Raw genomic sequence first — 23,393 nt, forward strand, 5'->3', positions numbered from 1 at the left:
GGGGCAAGCCGAAACATTGCATATCCTGGAGTGGAGTTACTCCAGTGACTGTTTCGGTATATCAATCGATATTGCAGGTATCAGAGACGGCCATCGCGGCCAGTCTTAGACAGGGAGAGTGAATGGAATCGAAGTTCTGTACCGTGCGGGAAACTGTGTCCCCGCTGCAAAGGGCGCCGAGATCAGGGAAACATGCGGACATTCCGCTGACTTTATTTCTCCTTATTCTCAAGCCAAACCATGAGGCGTCGCCTCTCTAATTTGCATTAAGCCGTCTCCACCGATCGCGGTGGATGCTTTTTGGTGTGCTCTATCAATCAGAGCGCCCGTAGGCAAGCTTTGTGCGCGATTCAGCTATTTCCATTTCACCTACTGGGTACGACGTGAAAAAGCTTTTCTTGAACAAGGCCCTCAAGGGATTTTCGATGCTCGCGGTGATCGCGCTCGCAGGATGCGCAACACCTGCAGCAAAAGATTTTGGCGGCACCTGGAAATCGGTCAACCGATTTCAGAGTGCGCCCACCGAAATACCGCTCGCACAGCCCTATACGTTCTTTGCCGCGCCCATGGATGGAACCCTGAAAACCATGCTGACACGGTGGTCGAAGGACTCGGGCATGACACTTTCCTATCAGCTCCATTCTGATTTCACGCTGTATACGCCGGTATCGGGAATCCACACACCGAATGTCCGGGAAGCTGCCGAGCAACTGAGTTCCATCTACGCCGCGGAAGGCGTGGCCGTCACCGTGGATGGCCAGCAGATTGTGGTTCAGCCCGCCAGCCCAACCGCTCCTGCCGCGACGACGAATCCACGCACAACCGGCGCGTTGAAGCCCACTGCAACAGCGGCGCCGAAACGATGAAGACGATGCTCCACGTTGTAATGACCGATCCGGGTTCCCGCTGATGCTCAACAAGAAATCATCTGCCCAGAAAATTGACGACTCGATCGCCAGGTCGGTCAATTTCGAATTGACCATTGCAGACCTGGCCAGGCGCAGCGAACGCCGTGCGTGGTGGGTTGCCTTCAGCGCGATCGCGGTAGCGCTTATTCTCGCCGGCGGCTACTTCTACATGCTTCCCCTCAAGCAAAAGGTTCCGTACCTCGTCATGGCAGATGCCTATACCGGCACCGCCACGGTCGCACGTCTGGACGGCGATTTCGCCATGCGCGGGATAACTACCCGAGAAGCAGTGAACCGCAGCAATGTCGCTCACTTCGTGCTGGCCAGAGAGTCCTACGATTTGGCCCTGGTAAACCTGCGCGATTGGAAAACCGTGCAGACCATGGCTTCCTCCGGGGTCAAAGCGGAATACACCGCGATGTTCTCCTCAAATAACCCAGATAGCTGGGCCAAACAGTACGGCAAAGATCAGTCCATCCGCGTCAAACTACTCAGCATTCAGCTGATTGGCGGCGGCGAAGGTGTGACGCCCCGCGGCGCCACCGTGCGTTTCCAGCGCAGCCTTTTCAACAAATCGAATGGCGCCACCCGGACCCTCGACAGCAAGATCGCCACGATCGAGTTCACCTACAAGCAGAATCTGGAAATGGACGACCAGAATCGGATCGAGAATCCACTGGGATTCTGGGTAACCAGTTATCGGGTAGACGACGACTACGCTACCGCACCACCGGCGGAAATTTCGGGGTCACCCATCGCCCCGCAGGCGGCAGTACCGACATTCGCCGCTCCTGCGAGTTCGGCGACCACCGCCGCAGCGATCCCGGTTCCGACAACGTCTACCGATTCCGCCACGGGAGCGGCTCGCCGATGAAACGATCAAGCCTCTGGTGCCTTGGCGCCGCCCTGTGTGTTGCCGCTGCCATTGCACCTTCCACAGCAGCGGCGCAGGTGCTAACGCGCTACCAGTTCAAGCCCGACAGTATTTATCCGGTAAACACTGGCCTGGGTATCACCACCCAGATCGAGCTCAGCCCCAACGAGAAAGTGCTCGATTACAGCACTGGTTTCAGCGGCGGATGGGACCTTACTCGTCGTGAAAACGTTTTCTACCTGAAGCCCAAGAACGTGGATGTTGACACCAACATGATGGTGCGCACCGCGACACATTCCTACATTTTCGAACTCAAGGTGGTGGCGACGGACTGGAAGACCCTGGCGCAGGCCCGCCGCGACGGCGTGCAGTACAAGATCGCCTTCACCTACCCGGCCGATACCAGCTTCGCCAACGAAAAGAAAAAGCAACTTCAGGCTGCCGCGCAGGACAGCAACCTGCTACCTGACCGCAGCTACAACTTTGACTACGACTACGCCACCAAGAGCAAAGCAGCTCCATGGCTGGTCCCCGCCAACGTCTACGACGATGGTCGCTTCACGTATATCAAGATGAGCGACCTGAAGGCCTTCCCAACCGGCGATTTTCCGGCCGTCTACATGCGCGAACAGGAGCACGGCGAAGACTCGCTGGTGAATACCACCGTCGAAGGCAACACCATCATCGTCCACGGCACTTACAGCTATCTGGTCATCCGCCACGGCGACGACGTCGTGGGCCTGCGCAGGAATACCAAAAAGTGAATACTCCCCGGCACCCCGAAGATGAGCGCGCAGGCAACGAGCCGGCGCAGGCCGCCCCGCGCGACCAGAGCGAGGCAATTCACGATAACCCGTACGCAAACCGGTACCAGCGTGGTGCGGAGCCCGATCTCGACGCCAGCGCACCTGAGCTGCGTAGCAATGAACTACGACAGATGAACCGCCGCGCGCTGTTCTTGTTGGGTGCCGTGGTGTTGCTGCTGCTATTCCTGGCCTTTTGGCTAATCAGCGGCGCGGGCAAAAAGAGCGATCAGTCCAAACCGCGCGAGGAAAAGGTGACGGTGGCCGAGGCGCCTGCATCTCTTGTCCTGCCACAGTTGCCTCTCGCGCCGGCCCCGCAGCCAGCGGCCCAACCCATTCCACTGATACCACCACCAACGCCAGTGCCGAACAAGCAGAATCCGGCATCGAGTGGCCCCACCCTGCTGCAGCGCCGGCTCGCTGCCAGCGGTGACGACACTGGCACCAGCGATTCCGGTTCGCTGACTGCAGCCCAGCAATCGCTTGGAAAGAAGCTGCCCGGCGATGTCGATTCCGTTCCCACCAGTGCACAGCCGCTGACCCATCCGGATACGCTGTTGCAGCGTGGAACCTACATCCGCTGCGTGCTGGAAACGCGCATCATTTCAGACATCCCCGGTTTCAGTACCTGCTTGGTCACCGAACCGGTCTACTCCTTCAACGGCCATACCTTGCTGCTTCCGAAGGGTTCCAAGCTGCTGGGTAGCTATAGCGGCGGCCCCACCGGCGATCGAGAAGCGGTGCTCTGGGATCGCATCATCACGCCCACCGGTATCGACGTGAATATGTCCAGCCCTGGCATTGACAACCTCGGCGGCGCAGGCGTGCCGGGTTACTACGATGCTCACTGGGGCAAGCGCATCGGTTCCGCCTTGCTGATCAGTCTGCTCAGCGATGCCTTCAAATATGAGGCGGCCGAGCACGGGCCTCGCACCACCAGCATAAGCAACGGTGTCGTGACCCAGACACCGTTCGAAAGCAACACCGCTCAAACCATCCAGAACCTGGCCAATCAGGCCGTTCGTGAAGCCGCCAACCGCCCGCCGACAGTCACCATCAACCAGGGGACCGTCATCTACGTCTACGTGACCAAGGATGTGGACTTCAGCGGCGTGGTTGCGCGCTCCTGATCCGGAATAGTCAATAAGCACCTAATCAATAAGCACCTAACTGGTATAGCCATGGAAGACGTCACCACCCACATCTCGAATGACTTTCTCGACTACCAGTACGAGGTGCTGGGTGTGCGCGAATACATGGCCTCTCCCGAGGTCACCGAGATCTGCATCAACCGCCCCGGCGAGCTGTATCTGGAGAGCCGCGGTAGTTGGCAGCGGGTGGATGTGCCTTCGCTCACCTTCGAGCGCGCGCGACAGTTCTGCACCGCCGTGATCAACGAGAGCAACACCGGTCAACGCATTACCGACGTGGATCCGGTGGTCTCGCTGACCTTTCCCACCGGCCAGCGCGCGCAGTTCGTGATTCCACCGGCCTGTGAGGCAGGCTTCGTCTCTATCACTATCCGGCTGCCGTCCAAGCAGCTCAAGACGCTGGAACAGTACGAAAGCGACGGCTTTTTTGATGAGATCGTGGAAATCAGCCACGGTCTCAGCGACCTGGATAGCAAGCTTCTGGAACTGCGCGCGGCACGGCGCTACGCCGAGTTCTTCCGCCAGGCCGTGCTCGGCAAGAAAAACATCGTGGTCTCCGGTGCCACCGGTAGCGGCAAGACCACCTTCATGAAGTCCCTGGTCAACCACATCCCTGCCGATGAGCGTCTGGTCACCATCGAAGACGCGCGCGAGCTCTTTATCGACCAACCAAATGTGGTGCACTTGCTGTACTCCAAGGGCGGGCAGAGCACCAGCAACGTCACCGCCAAAAGCTGCATGGAAGCCTGCCTCCGGATGAAACCCGACCGCATCATCCTTGCGGAGCTACGCGGCGATGAGTCCTTCTACTTCATTCGCAACTGCGCCTCAGGTCACCCCGGTTCCATTACCAGTTGCCACTCCGGCAGCACCGAGCAAACCTGGGACCAGCTCGCGCTGATGGTCAAGGCATCCACTGAGGGCGCCGGGCTGGAGTTCAACACAATCAAACGCCTGCTGATGATGACCATCGACATCGTGGTGCACATCAAGGCACACGGCGGACGTCGCTGCATCACCGGCATCGACTTCAATCCCCAACGCAGCCATGAGGAGCATTGAATGTTGCCCGGAATGGAAATGCTGGCTTGTCCCAACCTCGCCGTCTCACCCGAGGTAATGCAACACGTCGTGCACGTCGAATCCAACGCCAATCCCTACGCCATCGGTGTCGTCGGCGGTCAGCTGCAGCGCCAGCCCAAGAACCTCGCCGAGGCGCTTGCAACTGTGCAGATGCTCGATACCAGGGGTTACAACTTTTCAGTGGGTCTGGCCCAGGTCAACCGCGCCAATCTCGGCCGTTACGGACTCGATTCGTATCAGAAGGCGTTCAGCACCTGCGCCAACCTGTCCGCTGGCGCGCATATTCTGGCCGACTGCTACGCCAGTGCGCACGGCGACTGGGGCAAGGCCTTCAGCTGTTACTACTCGGGCAACTTCGCCACTGGTTTCCGCGACGGCTATGTGCAGAAGGTTTATGCCTCGATCAGCCACGAGGCCAACGAGCCAGGAAAAGTGATGTCTACCTCGGTGCCTGCAACAGAGGCCATTGCGCTGCGCTCGCGACCAGCGGCGCCAACAGAATCGGAGGCACCCACACGCGCAACCGATCTCAAACCCGTCATCATATACGCCTCCGGTAGCGCCAACTATCGCGTTGCCCTGCGCAGCATGGCAATAGACGCAACCGCGGCGGCCACGGTGCCCGCGATCGTCACTGCGATCGCCCACGCTACGCCCGCGAATGCGGCAGTACCCCCGGGTTCGCCGGCGATCAGTCCCATCGACGCGAATACCAATCAAACCCTGCCAGCAACGCCGGGTCCGGTAGACGCCTCACTTGCACAGACCTTGGCAGCAATGACCCAAGCATCCGCGGCATCCAGTGGCAGCTCGTCGAACGATGCCGTATTCGTTCCCAAGGTTCGTGGCCCCAACGATTTACCCGATGCCTCCGCATCCACTGAATCAGGCCCCGCCATAACCCAGGCAACGTCCTCCAACGCAGGCGCAGATCGCGCCGACCTCCGCCAGGAGCAGCGCGATGCCGCTTTTGTCTTCTGATGGAACTGGGTCTCTGCCCAATCCGGTGATTTTTCTTTTACCCGACGCACACCTCCATACGCGTCGTCCTGGCCTCACGGCCATCCAAGCGTCGCGGGGCAACCCGGGACATAGCGCAGCACGCACCGCCGCCCAAAGCGGCCGAACCTGAACCGGCTGTCGCCACCTGTCTGGCGTACTGCTTCAACTATCGACAAGGAAACTCAGATGGCTATCCACTCGCTCGGCAACGAAAGCATTCTGCACTCTCAGCGCACGCGGCTTTTCATGATCATGTGCATCATGGCCTTTATCGTACTTCCCGGCCTTGCTTTCGCGCAGGACGCAAGCGCGACGATCGATACGACCTGCGGTTTCGCGTCGAACATCCAGAAAATCCTCAACGCGTTGTCCATCGTCGTCGTCACCATTGCGGTGATTTTCTCCGGCTATCAGATCGCCTTCGCGCACAAGCGCATTGGCGACGTCGCGCCAATCATGATCGGTGCCATCCTGATCGGTGCAGCCGGACAGATCGCCAAGATGTTTCTGGGCACCAGCGCCGGAACTGACGCCTGCAAAGCGACCACGAACCTGATCACGCACGCACTCGTCAACTATGTATAAAAACCCGCTGTTTCGCGGCTGCACCCGCCCGCCGATGTTCATGGGCGTGCCGTACATACCTTTTTTCATGGGTGCGGGTGGGTGCTTTCTGCTGGCGGTGTACACCAACTTTTTCTACCTGCTGCTGTTGCCGGTAGTGATCTTCATCATGCGGCAGATGGCACGCCGCGATGAGATGATTTTCCGTCTACTGGGCCTGCGCTTGCAGTTCCGCACGCGGGTCAGAAACCTGGGCGATAACGACGGCATGTGGGTGTTTACCCCCAACAGTCATCGCGGTCAGGGCAAGGACAAATCGTAGTTTCCCCAGATGCCCTGATCGCAAGGTCAGGGCATCATCTCGGACCCGAACCATGGCTAAACCCAACTTTAGACCCGACACCCCCATCGCCGAATTCCTGCCGCTGTCCACGCACGTGTCGCCCACTGTGCTGAAGACTACCGACGGGGATTTTCTGCTGGTGTGGCGCCTCGGCGGACTGCCATTCGTGGGTCGCGAGGAATGGGAAATCGAGCACCGCCACAACACCTTCAACCGCCTGCTGCAAACGCTGCGGGCACCAGACTTTGTCAATGTGGCGTTCTGGGTGCACGACGTGCGCCGTCGCCGTCGTTTGAAAGACCACAGCAAGTTCGATCAAAGTTTCAACCAACAGATGTCGGACACCTATTTCGAGGCTTTGTCCGCCCAGAAGTTGATGCAGAACGAGCTTTATCTGACCATGATGTACCGGCCCATCGTGAGCGGCAAACGCTTTGCGGAAAAGTCCAGCGACGTCGGCCGACTGGAGTCCCAGCAGCTCGACGCGGTAAGCACCATGCTGGAGCTGGCCGGCAACGTGGAAGCCGTGCTCAAGGACTACGCCCCGTATCGTCTAGGCATGTACGAAGCCGGCAACGGCGTGGTGTTTTCCGAAGCACTGGAGCTTTACGGCTACTTGCTCAATCGAATCGACGAGCCGGTACCCGTGCTCAATGCACCCGTCTACAACTACCTGGCGGTAAGCAAACAACGTTTCTCGGCCAAGACGGGTGATTTCGTGATCACTACGCCCGAAGGCAAAAATCACTTCGGCGCCATGCTCAACATCAAGGAATACACCGACGGTACCTATCCCGGCATCCTCAATGGCCTGAAGTACCTGGATTTCGAATATGTCATCACCCACTCCTTCAGCCCCATGGGTCGCCAGGACGCACTGAAGGCATTGGACCGTACCAAGGGCATGATGGTCTCCTCCGGCGACAAGGCCTTCAGTCAGATCGCCGAGCTCGATCACGCGATGGACCAGCTCGCCTCCGGCAACTTCGTGCTGGGTGAATACCACTTCTCCATGGCCATTTACGCACCCAGCCAGGAGGCGCTCTCCCAACAAATCGCGACCACCCGGGCGGAGCTTTCCAACGCCGGCTTTGTCTCGGTCAAGGAAGACCTGGCTGTCACGGCCGCCTTCTACGCCCAGTTTCCGGGTAACTGGAAATACCGCACCCGGTTGGCCAACGTTAGTTCGCTCAACTTCCTGGGCCTGTCACCGCTGCACAACTTTGCCACCGGCAAAAAAGAGAACAATCCCTGGGGCGATTGCGTCACCACGTTGCAGACCACCAACGGTCAGGCTTATCACTTCAACTTCCACGCCACCCACCCGGCGGAGAATTCCCTCGGCGAGAAGGCCATCGCCAACACGATGGTCATCGGCAAGTCCGGTACCGGCAAAACCGCGCTGATCAACTTCCTGCTCAGTCAGGTGCAAAAGCTGAAGCCCTCGCCCACCATTTTCTTCTTCGACAAGGACCGCGGCGCGGAAATTTTTGTGCGTGCCTGTGGCGGCAACTACCTTGCGCTGGAAAACGGGAAACCCACCGGCTTCAACCCGTTCCAGTGCGAGCGCACCGAGGCCAACGTGCAATTTTTGGCCGAGCTGGTGAAAGTGCTGGTGGGCAAAAGCGTCTACAGCTCGCGCGAGGAAGAAGACATCTTTCGCGCGGTCGAGAACATGCTCGACACACCCATGCATCTACGCACCATGACCAACTTCCAGAAGAGCCTGCCCAATATGGGTGACGATGGGCTTTTCATCCGCATGCGCAAGTGGACCGCCAGCAATTCGCTCGGCTGGGTTTTTGACAACCCTGCCGACACCATCGATCTGGAAAAAGCCAATATCATCGGCTTCGACTACACCGATCTGATCGACAACCCCGAAGTACGTGTACCGGTCATCAACTATCTGCTGCATAAACTGGAGGCGCTGATTGACGGCCGCCCGCTCATCTACGTGATGGACGAGTTCTGGAAGATCCTCGACGGCAAAGGCGGGCTCAAGGAGTTCGCCAAGAACAAGCAGAAAACGATCCGCAAGCAGAACGGTCTCGGCATCTTCGCCACCCAAAGCCCGGAGGACGCCCTGGCCAGCGACATCGCCGCCGCCCTCATCGAGCAAACGGCCACGATGATCCTGCTACCCAACCCCAACGCCAGTCGCGAGGACTACGTCGGAGGGCTGAAGCTGACAGACGCCGAATACAAAGTCGTTGTAAGTTTGGACGAACGCTCGCGCTGCTTCCTCGTCAAGCAAGGCCACGCCAGCGCGGTATGCCAATTGAACTTGCGCGGCATGGACGATGCTTTGGCAGTCATTTCAGCCTCCACCGACAACATCGAAATCATGCACGACGTATTGTCGCAGCGAGCTGCGGTCGAAGGCGTACCCGTCGATGCCCTTAGTCCCGAGCAGTGGCTCAACGATTTCTATGAAAATCGAAAAGGCAGCGGTAAATCCAGGCCCAAACCACCGTCCACCTCCAGTGCTGCCCGCACGGCGGCCGGCTAGTCCGTGTGTGATCGACCACAATTACAAAAGGAGTGCGTCATGCCTCATTTGCCCACCCGTCCGATGAAATTGCAATTGCGCCAAGTCGCTCTGGCCGTCTCCTTGCTCGGCATCTTTGCCGGCACCGCCCACGCCCAGGTCTTGGTCACCGATAATGCCGCCATCTCGACCAATCAGGAGGGTTTCAAGTCGCAGTTGGCCCAAACCGTAGAGCAGTACACCAAGCAGGGCATGCAGTACGCGAAGCAGCTTCAGCAGTACGAAACACAACTGCAGCAATACGAGCAGATGGTCATGAAGGTACAGGGCCTCGGCACAAACATATCAATCACCCCAAACAATCTGCAGCAGATTAACGACCCTTCAGCCCTTATCGCTCAGAACTGTCCAGGTTCATCCGGCGGCTCAGTGGTCGGGAGTGTGGTGACGTCCATTGCATCCGCTTTCAGTCCCGGGGACTCCATCACCAAGAGCCAGCAGACGATCTGCGCCAAGATCGTCACGCTTCAAGTCGACAAGTACAACAAGACGGTCATCATTCTCAACGACCTCAACACGTACGGCGGCACGTTGCAGCAGCTCAACGATCTGGCCAATCAGGTGACCAATGTTGGCAACGCCAGCAATACCACTTCGCAAGCTGAGACAGTCAGCGCAACCATGGCCCGAAGCATGTCCGACTGGCAAACCTCGATAGCAGGGGATGATGCCCTCATCAGCTCGCTCAACCAGCAGCAACAAATTCTCGCCAAGGTCGCGTTGAACGGCAGCCCCTTGGGAAATGTGGTGCAAGGTGCGGCATTCGCGCTGGCATTCGGCAAATGACGCAAACACAGGCCTGCAATCGGGCCTGATGCAGCGTTTCACCACTCGGCTGGGATCACGAGCACCATGGTTTACTTCGTCCTTATCTACAATTGGCTTCACAGCAGGATCGACAGCTTCGGGGCCAACCTGATGGGCGCTGTGACCAGTTGGATGACAGCTCTCGCGCTGCTTCTGGTCACCATATGGATCATGATCCAGGGCTACCGCCTGATCACCGGCCAGTCGCGCGAATCCATGATGGGCCTGGTGACCAACATGGTGCGGGTGGTGGTGATCGTCGCCGTCGCCACCACCGTCGGAGCCGTCGGCCACAACCTGCATACCCTTGTCACCACCGAGCTGACTACCGACATCAATCAATTGTTCACCGGTGACGACACCACGCTGGCGCAGACCATCGATAAAAATCTCGCCGAAACCCAACTCGCCATGTCGGCCATCGATACCGTACAGGTTCCCCCAGGCGACACGGAAGGCGCCGCCAGCAAGGCGCGCGCGCAGACCTTCGCCACCTTTGGCACCGCCAGCCCCGCCATGGCCGCGGCTGCCATGCTGCTGCTGTACGAGATCACGCTAGCCCTGGTGATAGGGCTGGCGCCGTTATTCATCATGTGCCTGATCTTCGAGCAGACCAAAGGCTTGTTCCAGAAGTGGCTTCTCTACGGTGTCGGCACGCTGTTTTCGATGGGCGTGCTGGCCTTTATCAGTTCACTGGTACTGGAGCTCACCTACAAGGTTGCCGAAGCACTGTGGGCAAGCTCAATCATCAATAGCGTCACCGGCCTAGGTGCCGAGGGCTTCACCAGTCAATCGATGCAGCAAGGCGGCGTCGGCCTGCTGATGACCGTGCTGATCATCTCCTCGCCTCCGCTGGCGGCGATGTTCTTTCAGGGGACGGTGGGCAATTTCATGCACTTCTCAGCCTTTGGCGGCGGCATGGCCAGCCGACCAGGGCCGCAAGGGCAGCCACCTGGGTCGTATGGCGGATATGGCGGTGGTGGGTTCCCGACACCACATATTGATTCTCGGCAGACCAGCGCAGCACAACAAAGCGCTCCTTCCAGCAGCCTTAATTTTGGCCAAATGGCAGGTAGGGCAGCTACTGTTCAGGCCGATGTCACAAAGACCACTAGTCACCGATCGTAAGAGGCTAGCAATGAATCCTACATGCCTACTTAGGCTGATGTTTGCTCTTTTGCTATTAGTGACAGGCTGGGTGCATGCCGAAGGTGGCTGCCCACCTGGACTAATTCCCGCAAACGGCACGAATGTCAATTCATGCGTTCCCATACCTCCGGGGTACTACAACAATCAACAGGGAGTTCAGCAACTACAACCGCTTCCGCCCGTCTGGGCCAATCGATACGGTGCGATTGCAACCGATATTCCAAATAGAAGCGGAGGGATTTCGATTAACCAGCCGGATAGAAGCAGAGCAGAACAAGTGGCAGTCGCCAATTGCCAATCAAATGGCGGATCGAATTGCAACATAGAGATTTCTTATGGAAATGAATGTGTTGCTTTGGTAGGTGGAAAAACCGGTCACAACGCAAAGGCCGGCCCTACGATAGAGGCTGCTACTCAAGCTGCTATGAAAGTCTGCGATGCGGCCGATACTCATTGCCAAGTCACGTATGCCGCCTGCAGCCCAGCCATACGAATTCAGTAGCCCAAAGGACCACTGCTATCACGAACTCGCGTAACCAAACACGGAGGTATGCCATGAAACTTCGCGCCCTGTTCACCACCGTCGCTCTCGGCGCGGCATGTTTGACCATCGCTCCCATTCACGCCCAGGGCGTGGACCCCTGCACCGTCTACATGTGCATGGCCGGAATTTCCGGTGCCGGCACCAGCGGTGGTCCGGCTTGCATCCCATCACTGACTTACTGGCATACCGCCTTGGCCGTCTACAGTCCCTATTTCAACCCGCCTGCCAGCGCCGCACGGCGCAAGGCATACCTGATGACCTGCCCTGGTGCTACCACCGCGACCAACGCCGGGGTGCTGAGCGCCATCATCGCCCAATGGGGTTCGGTGCCATAGGGCATCGCGTCTACTTCACCACCGGCAGCCTGCCCCGGCGAATTCAATGACCAAACAGATCACGAACTGCCATGTCAAAACGCCTGACCTCCTCGCTGATTCTATTTCTGACCCTGATCACCTCTGCCTGTGGCTCCCCCATGAAAACTCCCGACATCAAGCAAAATCCGCATCCGAAGATGCGCTACGAAATCACCATGACCATCCAGGGTGCGCCGGGACCGTTCGACTCGATCAGCGGGTTTGTGCAGTACAAGGTTTCGAACGATCGCTGCGTGCCATTGACTCCCGTCAGCGGCGCGACGTTACCGCCAGAGAAAAGTGTTCCGCTTGAGTTGTCTCATGTCAGCGACAACGTCTACAAGGGCACACTCTATGTCGATCTTCTTCAGGACGAGGACTATTACGGCCTTGGCGTCTGCCACTGGGCGGTTGTGGCAGCCACGGCCTCACTAAAGGTCAAGAAGGCTGATTTCAGCCCCGATCTGTTTGCGGAGAGCGTTCTGAAGCAGGCATCCGAAACACGCTATTTCAGCAAGAAGCAATTTGAGGCCGTTGGCCGCGGCGAGTTGGCGCCGCCGGTAGTAAGCGGCGTATTGCCTGCCGAATACAGGAATCTCAAACCTGAGTGGCAACAGGACATGTTCTCGGTGACTCTGTCAGCCAAGGAAGATTTCCAATGACGACAGCAACTGATACGTACGCCTTGCTGGCTCAGGATTCGTACAAAGATCATCAGCTCAGTCAAATAGTCTCGATCGCAGGCATCGACTACAAGATTCTCGACCAGACCAGCGATCCGGTCACTGGATACCAGGGCGTTGCCTATCAGCGCGTGGGAACCGATGACATCGTCATCGCTCATCGTGGCACCGAGCAGATTGTCCGCGATGGCGTCCTTACGGATGGCGGCATGGTCTTGACCGGAATGAATCTTCAAACGCCCGATGCCATGGCATTTACGCGACGTGTGCTCGACGAAGCCAAAGCAGATGCAGAAGCGAATCACCGGCCTCTCAATGTCACCGTCACCGGTCATTCCCTCGGGGGCACATTGGCCGAAATCACTGCATCGCGGTTCGGCTTGCACGGTGAAACGTTCAACGCATATGGCGCGGCTGGCTTGCTTCAGGATATTCCCAAAGGCGGCAACCAGGTCATTGACCATGTCCGCGCCACCGATGTGGTCAGCGCCGGCAGCATTCATTTCGGTGAAGTCCACGTCTATGCCGCGCAGCAGGATATCGACCGGTTGAGCAGCGCCGGCTATCGCGACGACGGGAGCATCCTGAAGCTGCGCGATCCACTCAAGGCGATTGACCTCGGCGCTCATGGTATCGACAACTTTGTGCCAGGCAGTAAGATCCTTGGCCAGTCCATCATCAGTCCGGAAAGCGAAGCGCGTTATCGCGCGCATCACGGCATGATCGATCGCTACCGCAGCGATGTCATGGATTTGCGCACCGGTTTGTCGGCGAATTGGGAGATACCCAAGGCAGCGGCAGAGAGTGGCATGGCGCTTGGACATGCCGCCGCCCGTGAAGTCTCGCTAGGCGTGCACGCTGTCGAGCGCGCAGCGCAGCATGCCGCTCGAGTGGTCGAGAATACGACCCAGAGCGTTGCGCGCACCGTCCGTGACGACCTTCTGCAGGGTGCACACGCTACGGAGCGTGCTGTATCGCAGGGTGCCCATGCCATCGAACATGGCGCGCAATATCTCGCCGACAAAGCGGCGCAAGGTGCGCGCGCGGCCGAGCACGGCGTCCAGCAGGCAGCCCAGACCGTCGAGCACGCGGCGATGAATGTCGCCCACACGGTCGGCGAAAACGTTTCGCATGGCATGCACGCCGCGGAGCGCGCTGTTTCGCAAGGCATCCATGCCGCGGAACATGCCGCACAATCCCTCGCCAGCGACGCGTCGCAGGCATTCGATGCGCTGCGTCATCCCGGCTCCTTGTTCGATAGCAAGCCGGCACCATTATCGGCTCCGGTGCGACTGGATCACGCGACGCATCCGGATCATCCGCTCTATCAGCAGACACGCGATGCCGTGCATCGGCTGGATGCCGAACACCATCGAACGCCCGATCAGCACAGCGACAACCTCGCTGCCTCCCTGGTGGTGGCCGCGCGGCGTGATGGCATGCAGGCAGTCAACCACGTCGTGCTCAGCAATGACGCGGCACGGACCTTTGCCGTGCAGGGCGAGCTGAACTCGTCGTTCAAGCAGATCACCCACGTGGAAACGGCACAAGCCAGCAACACGTCCATCGAACAAAGCAGTGCAGCGTGGCACTCCATGCAACAGAAGCAGTCGGATCCGGCTCACGCACTACAGATGACGCAGGAGCAGCGAACTCAACAACCATCCCAACCTGCGATGGGCTCGTAGCTGACCGCGCTGTGGAGTTTTTTCGTGAACCGAACGGTCGAGTGCGGACTCGCTGCACCCATCAACGAGGCGCATGCACTCCTGTCATTCGAAAAAAACGCAGTACGAGAAGCGGTCGACGAATGGCGAGTGGTGCGTATGAGACCTTAGGTCAAAGATGCCCGTTCTGTCGCCGACATTCCATTCGAACGCCTGACCATAGAAGCCGAACCCGGAAAGCAACCCCATGAAGCCAAACTGCACAAGCGCTCTATTCGCCACTCTTCTTGGCATGTGCTCGCTGCCATCGTTTGCAGCGGACTCAGCCAATACCTTGTGTGCTTCGACGGACAAGGTGGTTTTCTCCTGCCCGCTCGGTAACGGCAAAAAGGTCGTGTCCATGTGCGCGTCCGGCGACGCAAGCCAGGGGCACGGACGTTTCTACTACGCCTATGGACGACCCTCCGCACCGGAGCTTGTCTACCCCGCCAAGGATCAATCGTCGGACGGCGTGTTCATGAGATCTCACCTGGTCTACGGAGGAGCCTCGGGAGGAACTGCTTATTCGTTCGTCAAAGATGGATACAAATATATTGTCTACTCGATTGCCGGAACCGGTTTCCACGATGGCGGAGTCATCGTGCAGCGCTCGGGCGAGGCCGGGGCCGCGAAGAAGATGCAGTGCCAGTCGTCCAAGATCGTCGAATCCCAGGACGATGGCGTCATCGACGCAACTCTCAAATGGAAAAGCGATTCTCCGCTCGCAACACACGGCCTGCCGGGCGTGCGCTGATCGACCCATCTGTCACAGACTTTGACTGAGGAAACCAGATCATGTCATCCAAAGACAATGCCGATTACCTGATGCAGGTAGCTATGACAAGCGGCATCCGAGACCCCCAGGAACTTGGCAATTTCATGGGACAGATGCAGGTCGAGTCCGGTGGTTTTGCGAGCATGAACGAGAACCTTCGCTACTCGGGCGAACGCCTGCTGGCGGTGTTCCCCGGTCGCAATGGCATGAATAATCTCAAGGAGGCCAACCAGATCGCATCAGGTGGCCCCGAGGCCATCGCCAACGAAATCTATGGCGGTCGGTGGGGCAAGATGAACCTCGGCAACACCGAGCCGGGCGATGGCTGGAAATATCACGGCCGCGGCTTCGTCCAGCTGACCGGACGCGCCAACTACGAACAGACCGGCAAGGAAATGGGCCTGGATCTGGTCAACCATCCGGAGTTGGCCGAAAACCGCGAGATCGCCGCGAAGATTGCCGTTCACTACTGGGAGTCGCGCGTTGTCGCCAACCACGATCAGAGAAATGTCACCGCAGCCTGTCGCGATATCAACGGCGGCACCAACGGCCTGGCAGACAGAAAAACCGCAGCGACGGCGTGGGATCAGAAGATCGCCCGCGGCTACGTGCCCGGCGCCCCCGAAACTCAGACCCATACCCACGCGAATTCGAACCAGCGCAATCGCCATGTGCAGGAGCTGTTGAATCAACACGGCTATCGGGATGCGTCGGGCCACTCACTGACGGTCGATGGCAACTACGGTGCGCAAACCAGACAGGCGATCGAGGAATTCCAGCGCGAGCAGCATCTGAAGGTGGATGGCGTGGCAGGCCCGAACACGTTGCGCCGGCTGGAGGCGCTGACTCACACGCAGGCCAATACCGGGCAGCCCGCGCTCGCCGCTCCCGTGCATGCCGCGCTGCCCCGATTGAATGATGCATCACACCCAGACCATGCGCTGTACCAGCAGGCGCTACGCGGGGTGCACCTGCTGGACGCGCAGCAGCAGCGCGCACCGGATCAGCACAGCGAAAATCTCGCCGCCTCCCTGGTCGTGGCAGCGAGGCGCGACGGCATGAACCGGATCGATCACGTCATGCTGAGTGACGACGGATCGCGAACGTTCGCGGTGCAGGGAGACACGCAGTCTCTCTTCAAGCAGGTCGCCAACGTGCAGACGCAACCGGCAGTGGGCACCACCGTCGAGCAAAGCAGCCTTGCCCTGGCACAGGTCGCGCCAAAGCAACCCGAACCGGCACCCGTACCGATGTACCAGGAAGCAGTACAGCAACCTGCGAACCCGACCCGCATGGCTTGAGAGAGCCCGGTCTCGATGCTCGTTCATCGTTTTGCCACCCATGCGTCTGCGCACCGACGAGGAGGCCGGACACGAATGCGCGACGGCCGGGACATGCCCTGCGCAGGCCACTAAGCGCGGATACCCGCTGCAGGGAGGCTCGTGCGGAAGCGGTCCTAGCAATGAAGAACGTTTAAAAATACGTAGCGCAGGATAGAACTTCATGAACAAGGGCAAGTGGTACTGGGCGGCGTTCCTGGCCCTGATCGTGCTGGTGGCTGGCGAATATCTTTCCGGATTTCTGACGCTGCTGTTCCTTCGGCTGGATACCGGCCTGCTCGAATGGGGCACCTATTTGAGCTACCTGCGCGCCTTGAATCTGCCTGAAGTCCAACCGTATCTGGGCAGGGTGAAAGCGGGGGGCTATATCGGTTTCGGCCTGCCTGTACTGCTGTGGCTGGTGACGCTGTACTTTCTGGCCAGGCGGAAAAAGCCGTCCATTCACGGTGATGCCCGCTTCGCCCATGCCGGCGACTTGAGCAGGCATGGTCTGTTCAAGCCATCGGCCAATGGCATCCTGGTCGGAAAGTTCAAGGGCGATCTGGTCAGACTGAGCGGACAGCAGTTCGTGATACTGGCGGCACCAACGCGTTCCGGTAAAGGTGTCGGCGTCGTCATTCCGAACTTGCTGGAATACCGGGAATCGGTGGTGGTTCTCGATATCAAACAGGAGAACTACGAGCTGACCAGTGGCTGGCGCGCGAGCCAGGGGCAGGAGGTCTATCTGTTCAATCCATTCGCGGAAAATCGACACACCCACCGCTGGAACCCGCTCAGCTACGTATCGCAGGATCCCGCCTTCCGCGTTTCGGATTTGATGAGCATCGCGGCGATGCTTTACCCGGATGGTTCGGATGAGCAGAAATTCTGGGTCAGTCAGGCGCGCAACGCGTTCATGGCTTTCACGTTGTTCCTGTTTGGAAAATGGGACGACGACGAAAAAAACGGCATCCCACTGCAGTTGCGGAACAAGCCGACGCTGGGCGCCGTCTATCGACTTTCTTCCGGCGATGGCTCGGACCTGAGGCAGCTCTATCAACTGCTGGCGCAGCAGACATTCCTCGACGGCAACGCACAGGCCGCCTTTGCCAACCTGCTATCGCAGGCGAACGAGACCTTCGCCTCGATCCTTGGCACGTTCAAGGAGCCGTTGAACGCCTGGATCAATCCGGTATTGGATGCCGCAACCAGCGAGGACGATTTCCTACTGACCGATGTGCGCAAAAAGAAGATGACGATCTACATCGGCATCCAGCCCAACAAGCTGGCGGAGAGCCGATTGATCGTGAATCTTTTTTTCAGCCAGCTGATCAACTTGAACACCAAAGAGTTGCCACAGAGCAATCCGGCACTGAAGCACCAATGCCTTCTGCTGATGGACGAGTTCACATCGATCGGCAAGGTGGAAATCATTGCCTCGGCGGTGTCGTACATGGCCGGCTACAACATGCGCCTGCTGCCGGTCATTCAGAGCATGTCACAGCTCGACGCCACGTACGGAAAAGACGTTTCGCGCACACTGATCACCAACCACGCGCTGCAAATCGTATTTGCACCACGCGAACAACAGGACGCCAACGATTACTCGGACATGCTCGGCTACACCACCGTGCGCAAAGAGAACATCACGCGCGGCCGCGAAGTTTCCCGTAGCCATTCGGAAGAGCGGCGCGCCCTGATGCTTCCCCAGGAGTTGAAGGCGATGGGAAGTGAAAAGGAGGTCTTCCTGTATGAAGGCATCCCGCATCCGGTGATGTGCGAGAAGATTCGCTACTACCAGGACAAGTACTTCACAGCTCGCTTGCTGCCGAAAACCGAGATTCCCAGGCTTGTCGTGTGATTGCAGGTACCAGTCCGGACCCTGTTGTCCTGTGCAACAGCGCTAGACTTGCCGGATGACGCTACCCTCCGCCCTGCTCGACAGTCTTCGTGCCACCTTCCCCGCCGAGGCGCTAGCCACTGGGGAGGCGGAACGCATCGCCTACTCTTATGACAACTCGCGTCTGCATGCGCTGCCGGATGCCGTGGTGTTTCCCGTCCAGCACGCGCAGGTAGAAGCGTTGGTGCGGGCTTGCTGCATGTACAAAGTGCCGGTGATCGCGCGCGGACGCGGCAGCAATACCACCGGCGCCAGCGTGCCGATCAACGGTGGCGTGGTGGTGAGCTTCGAGCGGATGAACCGGATTCTGCGGATCGATCCGGACAATCGTCTGGTGGTGGTCGAGCCGGGTGTGTTGAATGGCGATCTGCAACAGGCGTTGCTGCCGCTCGGGTTCTTCTGGCCACCCGATCCCACCTCGGCACCGTGGTGCAGCATCGGCGGCAACCTGGCTTGCAACTCGGCCGGGCCGCGCACGGTGAAATACGGCAGCCCGCGCGAGAACACGCTTGGCCTGCGTGCGGTAGCCGGCAATGGGGAAGGCTTTCGCTGCGGGACCTATACCAGTAAGGGCGCCACCGGCTACGACCTGACTCGGTTGCTGATCGGCTCGGAGGGAACACTGGCGCTGATCACCGAGGCCACCTTGAAACTCACGCCGAAACCCTCGGCGTTGCGCACGCTGCGCGCGACCTATCGCGACGTCGGCAGCGCCGCGCGTGCGGTAGCGCGAATCATGGCGCAGCCCGTGACGCCCTGCGCGCTGGAGTTTATCGACGACGTGGCGCTGAAACTGGCACACGAGCACGGCGGCGACAGCGTGCCGCTGGCCGGCGCGATGCTGATGATCGAAGTCGATGGCGAACCGGCTACGCTGGACAGCGTGGTCGATGCGGTGGCTGCTGCCGCACGCGGCGATGGGCTGGAAGAACTGCGGGTGGCGCAGAGCGCCGAAGAAACCCGCGCACTGTGGGCGGCGCGCAAGGCGCTGTCGCCGGCGCAACGCACGATCTCGCCGAACAAAATCAACGAGGACGTGGTGGTGCCGGTCAGTCATCTGCCAGCACTGGTCGATGGCATCAAGCAGCTGTCGGCGAAACACGATGTGCTGATCGTCACTTTCGGCCACGCCGGCAATGGCAACCTGCATGTGAACTTGCTGCCGCGCGACGAGGCCGAACGCACTCGCGCGCATGCCTGCCTCGCCGACGTGTTCGCGCTGGTGATCTCGCTCGAAGGCACGCTCTCGGGCGAGCACGGCATCGGGATGGTCAAGCGCGAGTTCATGCCGCTGGCGCTGGAAGCGTCCACGCTGGCGTTGATGCGCAACATCAAGACGGCGTTCGATCCGGACGGCATCCTCAATCCCGGCAAGCTGTTGCCGGATGTGGCTGGCGCGATGGCCGCAGTGGAAACCAGTGAGCGTAGCGGCCGGAATTTCTGATGGCCAACCGCTTGGACAAGACGCTCTGCGAAATTCGCGCGTGCCGACTGTGCGAGGCACATCTATCGCTGGGACCGCGGCCAGTGTTGCAGGCGTCGGCCACCTCGCGGTTGTTGATCGTCAGCCAGGCGCCGGGACGCAAGGTGCACGACACCGGCATCCCGTTCAACGATGTCAGTGGCCAGCGGTTGCGCGAGTGGCTGGGCATCGAACGCGATACGTTCTACGACGCCAGCCGCGTGGCGATCGTGCCGATGGGTTTCTGTTTTCCCGGCACTGGCCGCGGTGGCGATCTGCCGCCACGGCCGGAGTGCGCGCCGACCTGGCATCCGCGCCTGTTGCCGCTGTTGACGCAGGTGCGGCTGACCCTGGCGATCGGGCAATACGCGCAGACTGGTGTGTTCGGCCTGCCGGGCGGCACCCGCCTCACCGATACCGTGCAGGCGTGGCGCGACCATCTCGTGCATGGCTGCCTGCCGCTGCCGCATCCGAGTCCACGCAACCGGCTGTGGCTGGTACGCAATCCGTGGTTCGGGACGGAGCTGTTGCCCGTGCTTCGTGACCGCGTGGCTGCGGTGGTGAACGATGCCGGCTGAGCCCGCGTGCAACGCGCCTTGCCGGTCGGGCGCCGATTCATCTAACCTGCGAGGGCTTCATGGCCACGGGGTGTTCCCTCGGCCTTGCCAGGGGAACTTCACTATGCGGGATATCGGCCGATGAGCATCAAGCTCCGCCTTGTGGCGATGAACTTCATGCAATTTTTCGTGTGGGGCGCCTGGCTGATCACCATCGGCGCGTACTGGTTCCAATATCGGCACTGGTCGGGCGCACAGTTCGGCGCGATCTTCTCGACCATGGGCATCGCCTCGCTGTTCATGCCGTCGCTGATGGGCGTGATCGCGGACAAGTGGCTCAACGCGGAGAAGCTCTACGGCCTGCTGCACATCGGTGGTGCCGTGGTGCTATTCATCGTGCCCAGCATCGATAACCCGACCACGCTGTTCTGGGTGATGCTGCTCAACATGATGTGCTACATGCCGACGATCTCGCTGGCGATCGCGGTGGCCTACAACGCGTTGAAGACCGATGGCGCGGACGTGGTGCTGGTGTTCCCGCCGATCCGTGTGTGGGGTACGGTCGGTTTCATTGCGGCGATGTGGACGGTGAGCCTGCTGCACCTCGAAACCTCGGGCGGCCAGTTCTACGTCGCCTCCGGCGCGGCGCTGCTGCTCGGACTGTATGCATTCACCCTTCCGAAGTGCCCGCCGCGCCTGCGCGGTCAGGCGCACACGTCGTGGCTGGATACGCTGGGCCTGACCTCGTTCGCGTTGTTCAAGAACGGCAAGATGGCGATCTTCTTCGTGTTCGCGATGCTGCTGGGCGCGGCGCTGCAACTGACTAACGCCTACGGCGACACTTTCCTGCACGACTTCGCCAACGTCGACGCGTACAAAGGCATGATCGCGGTGCGCTACCCGGCGATCATCATGTCGATATCGCAGGTTTCCGAGACCTTGTTCATCCTGGCGATTCCGTTCTTCTTCAAGCGCTTCGGCATCAAGACCGTGATGCTGATCAGCATGCTGGCCTGGGTGCTGCGCTTCGGCCTGTTCGCCTACGGCAACCCGGGGCCTGGCCTGTGGATGATCGTAATGTCGTGCATCGTGTACGGCATGGCGTTCGACTTCTTCAATATCTCCGGCTCGCTGTTCGTCGAGGAGCAGAGCGACCCGGCGATCCGCGCCAGCGCGCAAGGCCTGTTCATGCTGATGACGAACGGCATCGGCGCGATCCTGGGCAGCTCGATCAGCGGTGTGATCATCGACCTCTGGTTCACCCACGCCGATGGCAGCAAGGATTGGCACGGCATCTGGACCACGTTCGCGTCGTATTCGCTAGTGGTGGCCGTGCTGTTCGTGATCCTCTTCAAGCACGAGCATGTGCGTGGCGCCACGACTGCCACTGCGGACAGTCTGCATCGGGTCTGAGGCTGCTCGAGACGGCAGCGGGCTGGCAATCCATCGCCGCACAGGGTCTGCAGTTACAATGGCTGGATGCGCATCGGCCCTTACCTGATCGACCCGGCGGTAGTGCTCGCCCCGATGGCGGGCGTTACCGACAAGCCGTTCCGCCTGCTGTGCAAGCGGCTGGGTGCGGGCCTGGCCGTGTCTGAAATGACCAACGCCGACCCGCGGCTATGGCATACGCGCAAGTCGCTGCAGCGGATGGATCACGACGGAGAACCTGAGCCGGTCAGCGTGCAGATCGCCGGCTATGACCCGGCGATGCTGGCCGAAGCGGCGCGTTTCAACGTTGCCAATGGCGCGCAGATCATCGACATCAACATGGGCTGTCCGGCCAAGAAGGTGTGCAATGTGTGGTCCGGCTCCGCACTACTGCAGGACGAACCGCTGGTCGCGCGCATCGTCAAAGCGGTGGTCGACGCGGTCGATGTACCGGTAACGTTGAAGATCCGCACCGGCTGGAACCGCGACAACCGCAATGCGTTGAACATCGCGCGCATCGCCGAGGACTGCGGCATCGCCGCGCTCGCCGTGCACGGGCGCACCCGCGCCGACAAGTACGAAGGCAACGCCGAATACGACACTATCGCCGCGGTGAAAGCCGCGGTGCGCATTCCGGTGCTGGCCAACGGCGACGTCGATACACCGCGGCAGGCGCGACATGTGCTCGACGTTACCGGCGCCGATGCGTTGATGATCGGCCGCGGCGCGCAGGGGCGGCCATGGATCTTCCGTGAGATCGTGCACTTCCTGGCCACCGGCGAATTGCTGCCCGAACCGGAGCCCGCCGAAGTCGCCGCGATCCTGCTCGGCCACCTCGAACAGCTCTACGCGTTCTACGGCGAGCAGGCCGGCGTGCGCATCGCGCGCAAGCATCTGGGCTGGTACGCAAAGGATCGCCCTGAGAACGCGGCGTTCCGGCAAGTGGTCAACCGCGCCGAGACAGCCACCGAGCAGCTGCGCCTGACCCGCGATTACTTCGCCGCACTCGCGGCCGGCGAGCGCCTGGCCGCCTGATCGTCCACCCGTGGGGGCGGCTTCAGCCGCGATAGCTCTTCGACCTGCCAAAAGCATCGCGACTGAAGTCGCCCCTACAGAAGACTGTCTTCGTTTGACTTTGGACGTCCATACGTCTAACTTGCGACGCGCTGATGGTAGTCGTCTCTCTATGCGAATGAGGGAGGCGACCTCAAGGGAAGCCGGTGCGAATCCGGCGCTGCCCCGCAGCGGTATGTGGAAACGACCTCCGTCACAGGCACTGGACGCAACACGTCCGGGAAGCGACGAACAGTAGGCCATGCAACACGTCCACGAGCCCGAATACCTGCCTCAGCCTGAAGCGCACGAATGCGCTTCTGCCCGACCTGGCGTTTCCGCGGGGGAACACCGGAGCCTATGCGCTGCCGC

22 protein-coding genes and 1 riboswitch are annotated in these 23,393 nt (G+C 59.9%); of the genes, 21 read left to right on the top strand and 1 reads right to left on the bottom strand.

From position 1 onward, the window contains the following. Positions 1–425: 425 nt before the first annotated feature. From BUA26_RS05330 to BUA26_RS05400, 14 genes are all read left to right on the top strand, one after another. Positions 426–866 carry a toxin co-regulated pilus biosynthesis Q family protein gene (locus BUA26_RS05330; protein ID WP_255368237.1) on the top strand — a complete coding sequence of 147 codons (441 nt, stop codon included), beginning with the start codon at positions 426–428 and terminating at the stop codon, positions 864–866. Between the two features lie 43 nt (positions 867–909). Beyond that, positions 910–1,782 carry a VirB8 family type IV secretion system protein gene (locus BUA26_RS05335; RefSeq protein WP_072758495.1) on the top strand — a complete coding sequence of 291 codons (873 nt, stop codon included), beginning with the start codon at positions 910–912 and terminating at the stop codon, positions 1,780–1,782. Then, entirely contained in the window at positions 1,779–2,546 is a 768-nt protein-coding gene (locus BUA26_RS05340; protein ID WP_072758497.1) for a TrbG/VirB9 family P-type conjugative transfer protein, read from the top strand. Before BUA26_RS05335 ends, BUA26_RS05340 begins: the two co-directional genes overlap by 4 nt. Further along, positions 2,543–3,715, top strand: a complete 1,173-nt coding sequence (locus tag BUA26_RS05345) for a TrbI/VirB10 family protein (protein ID WP_072758499.1) — start codon at positions 2,543–2,545, stop codon at positions 3,713–3,715. The genes BUA26_RS05340 and BUA26_RS05345 overlap by 4 nt, the downstream gene beginning before the upstream one ends. A 51-nt stretch (positions 3,716–3,766) precedes the next feature. Further along, the gene (gene virB11, locus BUA26_RS05350; RefSeq protein ID WP_072758501.1) at positions 3,767–4,798 is read left to right on the top strand and encodes a P-type DNA transfer ATPase VirB11; all 1,032 of its coding nucleotides are present in this window, start codon (positions 3,767–3,769) and stop codon (positions 4,796–4,798) included. After that, positions 4,799–5,800, top strand: a complete 1,002-nt coding sequence (locus tag BUA26_RS05355; protein ID WP_072758503.1) for a lytic transglycosylase domain-containing protein — start codon at positions 4,799–4,801, stop codon at positions 5,798–5,800. A 207-nt stretch (positions 5,801–6,007) separates the two neighbouring features. Continuing rightward, complete coding sequence (locus tag BUA26_RS05360) at positions 6,008–6,406, top strand: TrbC/VirB2 family protein (RefSeq protein WP_072758505.1); 399 nt, start codon at positions 6,008–6,010, stop codon at positions 6,404–6,406. Continuing rightward, entirely contained in the window at positions 6,399–6,707 is a 309-nt protein-coding gene (locus BUA26_RS05365) for a VirB3 family type IV secretion system protein (protein ID WP_072758507.1), read from the top strand. Before BUA26_RS05360 ends, BUA26_RS05365 begins: the two co-directional genes overlap by 8 nt. A gap of 52 nt (positions 6,708–6,759) precedes the next feature. Further along, positions 6,760–9,240, top strand: a complete 2,481-nt coding sequence (locus BUA26_RS05370) for a VirB4 family type IV secretion/conjugal transfer ATPase (RefSeq protein ID WP_072758509.1) — start codon at positions 6,760–6,762, stop codon at positions 9,238–9,240. A 39-nt stretch (positions 9,241–9,279) separates the two neighbouring features. Then, a complete protein-coding gene (locus BUA26_RS05375; RefSeq protein ID WP_143154181.1) occupies positions 9,280–10,065 on the top strand; it encodes a TrbJ/VirB5 family protein in 786 nt (261 codons plus the stop codon). 66 nt (positions 10,066–10,131) lie between these two features. Continuing rightward, positions 10,132–11,214, top strand: a complete 1,083-nt coding sequence (locus BUA26_RS05380) for a TrbL/VirB6 family protein (protein ID WP_072758513.1) — start codon at positions 10,132–10,134, stop codon at positions 11,212–11,214. Positions 11,215–11,790: 576 nt separating this feature from the next. Continuing rightward, positions 11,791–12,114, top strand: coding sequence for a hypothetical protein (locus tag BUA26_RS05390; protein ID WP_072758517.1), 324 nt, complete (start codon positions 11,791–11,793; stop codon positions 12,112–12,114). Between the two features lie 71 nt (positions 12,115–12,185). Next, positions 12,186–12,797 (top strand): hypothetical protein, encoded by a 612-nt coding sequence (locus BUA26_RS05395; protein WP_143154182.1) that lies wholly within the window; start codon positions 12,186–12,188, stop codon positions 12,795–12,797. Next, the gene (locus BUA26_RS05400) at positions 12,794–14,506 is read left to right on the top strand and encodes an XVIPCD domain-containing protein (protein WP_143154183.1); all 1,713 of its coding nucleotides are present in this window, start codon (positions 12,794–12,796) and stop codon (positions 14,504–14,506) included. The genes BUA26_RS05395 and BUA26_RS05400 overlap by 4 nt, the downstream gene beginning before the upstream one ends. An 84-nt stretch (positions 14,507–14,590) precedes the next feature. On the opposite strand, the gene BUA26_RS05405 is transcribed toward BUA26_RS05400, so the two are convergent. Then, the gene (locus tag BUA26_RS05405) at positions 14,591–14,887 is read right to left on the bottom strand and encodes a hypothetical protein (protein ID WP_072758523.1); all 297 of its coding nucleotides are present in this window, start codon (positions 14,885–14,887) and stop codon (positions 14,591–14,593) included. On the opposite strand from BUA26_RS05405, the gene BUA26_RS05410 reads away from it, so the two are divergent. The 7 genes from BUA26_RS05410 to dusB all read left to right on the top strand — a co-directional run bounded on the left by BUA26_RS05410 (position 14,886) and on the right by dusB (position 23,003). Next, positions 14,886–15,278, top strand: coding sequence for a hypothetical protein (locus BUA26_RS05410; protein ID WP_072758525.1), 393 nt, complete (start codon positions 14,886–14,888; stop codon positions 15,276–15,278). The two genes, BUA26_RS05405 and BUA26_RS05410, sit on opposite strands and share 2 nt — an antisense overlap. 41 nt (positions 15,279–15,319) lie before the next feature. Then, positions 15,320–16,600 (top strand): XVIPCD domain-containing protein, encoded by a 1,281-nt coding sequence (locus BUA26_RS05415; protein ID WP_083572881.1) that lies wholly within the window; start codon positions 15,320–15,322, stop codon positions 16,598–16,600. Positions 16,601–16,802: 202 nt separating this feature from the next. After that, positions 16,803–18,479 carry a type IV secretory system conjugative DNA transfer family protein gene (locus tag BUA26_RS05420; protein WP_072758529.1) on the top strand — a complete coding sequence of 559 codons (1,677 nt, stop codon included), beginning with the start codon at positions 16,803–16,805 and terminating at the stop codon, positions 18,477–18,479. Between the two features lie 55 nt (positions 18,480–18,534). Beyond that, on the top strand, positions 18,535–19,962 hold the full coding sequence (locus BUA26_RS05425) for an FAD-binding oxidoreductase (protein ID WP_072758531.1): 1,428 nt from the start codon (positions 18,535–18,537) through the stop codon (positions 19,960–19,962). Beyond that, the gene (locus BUA26_RS05430; RefSeq protein ID WP_178368540.1) at positions 19,962–20,558 is read left to right on the top strand and encodes a uracil-DNA glycosylase family protein; all 597 of its coding nucleotides are present in this window, start codon (positions 19,962–19,964) and stop codon (positions 20,556–20,558) included. The genes BUA26_RS05425 and BUA26_RS05430 overlap by 1 nt, the downstream gene beginning before the upstream one ends. A 120-nt stretch (positions 20,559–20,678) precedes the next feature. Beyond that, positions 20,679–21,950 (top strand): nucleoside permease, encoded by a 1,272-nt coding sequence (locus BUA26_RS05435; RefSeq protein WP_072758532.1) that lies wholly within the window; start codon positions 20,679–20,681, stop codon positions 21,948–21,950. 66 nt (positions 21,951–22,016) lie between these two features. Next, positions 22,017–23,003 carry a tRNA dihydrouridine synthase DusB gene (dusB, locus tag BUA26_RS05440; protein ID WP_072758534.1) on the top strand — a complete coding sequence of 329 codons (987 nt, stop codon included), beginning with the start codon at positions 22,017–22,019 and terminating at the stop codon, positions 23,001–23,003. A 118-nt stretch (positions 23,004–23,121) separates the two neighbouring features. Continuing rightward, positions 23,122–23,332, top strand: a riboswitch (cobalamin riboswitch). Positions 23,333–23,393: the final 61 nt, after the last annotated feature.

Origin of the sequence: Rhodanobacter sp. OK091 (genome assembly GCF_900142825.1) — a bacterium.
Classification (GTDB): domain Bacteria; phylum Pseudomonadota; class Gammaproteobacteria; order Xanthomonadales; family Rhodanobacteraceae; genus Rhodanobacter.